This window comes from Xanthobacter sp. BG11Y11_SDJG, assembly GCF_057364445.1.
Window position 1 is genome coordinate 1 of the sequence record NZ_JBNFNU010000407.1, and the last position, 3,767, is coordinate 3,767.

Consider the following 3,767-nt stretch of genomic DNA (forward strand, 5'->3'; position numbering starts at 1 on the left):
CGCGGCGGCACCGGGCGGCGGGCCGCTCTGGGGCGCGTCGGCGCTCTCGGGTTCGGCATGAGGCGCGGCCGCCTCGCTCTCGCGCCAGTCGAAGACCGGCACGTAGCTGCCGCGCGGGATCAGGATGCGCAACGGCTCCCTGGCGCCCGCCGCGGCATAGAAATGATCGAGCGCCCGCCTGAGGCGGGTGGCCTCGACACGGACGATGGGGTCGGTCTGGGGGTCGAATGACGGGGCGCGGCCGAGCGCCTCGACGGCGATGGTATAGCCCTTGATCTCCTCGGCGCGGCCGTCGAGCGATGTCTCGACCACGTAGCGCAGGAAAGCGGACAGGCGCGGCGAGGCGGACAGTTCTGCCGAGGCGAGCACGCGCTCCAGCGCGCCGCGCACCTGGTCGGCATCGGGCGCGCCTGCGCCGCCGCCGACCTCGTCGCCGCGCCGACCGGAGCCGCTCGCGGCGGCCTTATGATCCATCTTCCCCATCGTCATGTTGTTTTCCGCCAGATCAGCCATGCTGGCAAGGGGGAAGGGTCCGCGCGCGGGGCGGTTTCCTCGCGGCGGCGGCGCTGCTAGCTTGCGCCGCTGCGCGCCGGTGGGCGTTCACGAAGCGCCCGGCGGGTAAGGAGAGGTGTCATGGCATTGGACGATATGGCGGTGGGCGGAGCGGACGGCTCTTCCGGCGGGCAGATGGCGCCGAACGATCTTGAGGCGTTCTGGATGCCCTTCACGTCGAACCGCGCCTTCAAGAAGCGCCCCCGGGTGGTCGCCAGCGCCAAGGACATGCACTATTTCACGCCCGACGGCCGCGCCATCCTGGACGGCTGCTCGGGCCTGTGGTGCACCAATCCGGGCCACAACCGGGAGCCCATCGTCGCCGCCATCCAGAAGGCGGCCGGTGAGCTGGACTTCGGCCCCACCTTCCAGTTCGGCCATCCCGGCGCGTTCCGGCTGGCGAGCCGCATCGCGGCGCTGGCGCCGGGCGACCTCGACCACGTGTTCTTCTGCAATTCCGGCTCCGAGGCGGTGGATACCGCCTTGAAGATCGCGCTCGCCTATCACAATGCCACCGGCAACAGTTCGCGCACCCGCCTGATCGGCCGCGAGCGCGGCTATCACGGCGTGGGCTTCGGCGGCATTTCCGTGGGCGGCATGGTGGCGAACCGGCGCACCTTCGGGACCATGCTGACCGGCGTCGACCATCTGCCCACCACCTACGACCGCAAGAACCAGGCGTTCACCAAGGGCGAGCCGGAATACGGCGCGCATTTCGCCGACGAGCTGGAGCGCATCGTCGGCCTGCATGATCCCTCGACCATCGCCGCGGTGATCGTCGAGCCCATGGCCGGCTCCACCGGCGTCATCCCGGCGCCCCAGGGCTATCTGAAGCGCCTGAGGGAGATCTGCGACAAATACGGCATTTTGCTGATCTTCGACGAGGTCATCACCGGCTATGGCCGGCTCGGATACGCCTTCGCCGCCGAGCGCTACGGCGTGCAGCCGGACCTCATCACCTTCGCCAAGGGCATCACCGCCGGTGCCGTGCCCATGGGCGGCGTGATCGCCCGCAAGCATGTCCACGATGCCTTCATGAAGGGGCCGGAGCACATGGTGGAGCTGTTCCACGGCTACACCTATTCGGCCCACCCGCTGGCCTGCGCCGCCGGCCTCGCCACGCTCGATCTCTACCGCGACGAGGACCTGTTCGCCCGCGCCAAGGCGCTCGAGCCCACCTGGGCGGATGCGGTCATGAGCCTGAAAGACAAGCCCGGCGTGCTCGACATCCGCACCGTCGGCATCACCGCCGGCATCGATCTGCCGCCGCGCGAGGGTCTGCCCGGCCAGCGCGGCTACGAGGCCATCGAGCGCGCCTTCCACGAGGAGGGCGTGATGATCCGCACCGCCGGCGACACGGTGGTGATGACCCCGCCGCTCATCATTTCCAACGACCAGGTGGACGAACTGATCGGCAAGGTCGGCCGGGTGATCGAGAAGGTGATGTGAGATTGACGGCGAGGTCCCGGCGCACGGGACCTCGCGCCGAAAGACCGTGCCCGCAAAACGCCCATCGCCCGCCCTGCCGCGATCGGGCAGGACGGGCGATGGGCCGCACGACGGGGCGGAAGCGCAGCGCTTCCGCCCGTTTTCATGGGGTCATAGGCGTCCTGTCAGCGCCAGTACGATCACGATGATCAGCAACACGCCGACGATGCCACCCGGGCCATAGCCCCAACCGGAGCTGTATCCCCAGGTCGCAGGGCGCCGACGAGAAGAAGAACCAGGATGACGATCAGGATTGTTGACATTTAATCCGCTCCCTGCCGTGTAAATCGGAAGGGGAAAACGTCGCCATGAGCTTTGCGGTTCCTGGCGGCGTCGAAATTTGGCGAAAATCAGCCTGCGGAACATCCCGCCTGTTCGGGCGCCATCAACGCCGGCGGGGCGAAATGGTTCCGGTTACAGAGGGGCGCAGGCGTCCACCAGATGATCGCGTGCGGCGCCCTCCAGATACGGCGTCAGCGCCTCGCGCACCCAAAGATGATAGGCGTCGATCTGGTCGCGCTCCCCGCGGTCCAGGAGCGCGAGCTCGATCAGCGCGCGCGCATAGGGCACCAGCGTCAGCGTGGAGAAGCCGAGGCAGGGCTTCTCGGCACCCGCCACCTCCCGCGGCTCCACCAGGATCAGGTTCTCGATGCGAATGCCGTAGGCGCCTTCGCGGTAATAGCCCGGCTCGTTGGACAGGATCATGCCTTGCGCCAGCGGCACGTGGCCGAGCTTGGAAATGCGCGCCGGACCCTCGTGCACGGACAGGCCGGCGCCCACGCCATGGCCGGTGCCGTGGTCGAAGTCGAGGCCCGCCGCCCACAGATACTGGCGCGCGAACGGGTCGAGCTGGGCGCCGGCGACACCCTGCGGGAACACGCCGGGCCGGATGGCGAGGTGGCCCTTGAGCACCAGCGTGTAGTGGGCGCGCATTTGCGGCGTGGGCGTGCCCACCGCCAGGGTGCGGGTGATGTCGGTGGTGCCGTCCGGATACTGGGCGCCGGAATCCAGCAGGAACAGGTCGCCCGGGCGGATCTCGCGGTTGGTGGCGCGGGTCACCCGGTAATGGACGATGGCGCCGTTCGGCCCCGCCCCGGCGATGGTGGGGAAGGAGACGTCGGTCAGCTCCCCGCTCTCGCGCCGGAAGGTCTCGAGCGCCTCCACCGCGTCGATCTCGGTGAGACCGCCCGCGGGGGCGCACGCGTCGAACCAGGCGAGGAAGCGGGCGAGCGCCACGCCGTCGCGCAGATGGGCGGCGCGCATGCCGGCGATCTCGGCCGGGTTCTTCGAGCCTTGAGCAAGGCGATGGGGTCGGCTCCCTTGTCCACCGCGCCGCCCGCCTTCTCGATTAGGCCGGCGAGCCGCACCGGGCAGGTGGCCTGGTCGACGCGCACGCGCCGGCCGCGGGCGAACGCCGTGAGGGCGTCATCGAGGTGGCTCACCGGGTGGAGATGCGCCACCGCCTCCAGCGCGTCCCGCACCGCGTCGGACAGCTTCGTCCGCTCCAGGAACAGCAGCGGCGGCCCCTCGGCCGGCACGATGGACCAGGCGAGCGGCAGCGGGGTGTGCGCCACGTCGGCGCCGCGGATGTTGAACAGCCAGGCGGCGGCGTGGGGATCGGACACCAACAGGCCGTCCACCTTGGCGCGCCCAGCGCCTCGCGCACCGCGGCGCAACTTGGCGCCCGGTCTCCTCGCCGGCCATGGCGGAGGTCGAGCATGCGCACG

1 protein-coding gene and 3 pseudogenes are annotated in these 3,767 nt (G+C 69.9%); 1 reads left to right on the forward strand and 3 read right to left on the reverse strand.

Annotated features, from left to right (window positions below; all coding sequences use genetic code 11):
- Window positions 1-474: pseudogene (locus tag AC2W7M_RS21765) on the reverse strand (hypothetical protein); the annotation flags it as partial.
- 159 nt (window positions 475-633) lie between these two features.
- On the opposite strand from AC2W7M_RS21765, the gene aptA reads away from it, so the two are divergent.
- A complete protein-coding gene (aptA, locus tag AC2W7M_RS21770; RefSeq protein ID WP_486134859.1) occupies window positions 634-2,001 on the forward strand; it encodes an omega-aminotransferase AptA in 1,368 nt (455 codons plus the stop codon).
- A 150-nt stretch (window positions 2,002-2,151) separates the two neighbouring features.
- Here the strand turns inward: aptA and AC2W7M_RS21775 are convergent.
- Together AC2W7M_RS21775 and AC2W7M_RS21780 are read right to left on the reverse strand one after the other, a co-directional pair.
- Window positions 2,152-2,303: pseudogene (locus tag AC2W7M_RS21775) on the reverse strand (DUF3309 family protein).
- Between the two features lie 151 nt (window positions 2,304-2,454).
- Window positions 2,455-3,767, reverse strand: a pseudogene (locus AC2W7M_RS21780) (aminopeptidase family protein P); the annotation flags it as partial.

Coding starts and splice junctions, on each gene's coding strand:
- aptA (WP_486134859.1), top strand. CDS start 634: ATGGCATTGGACGATATGGCGGTGGGCGGAGCGGACGGCTCTTCCGGC.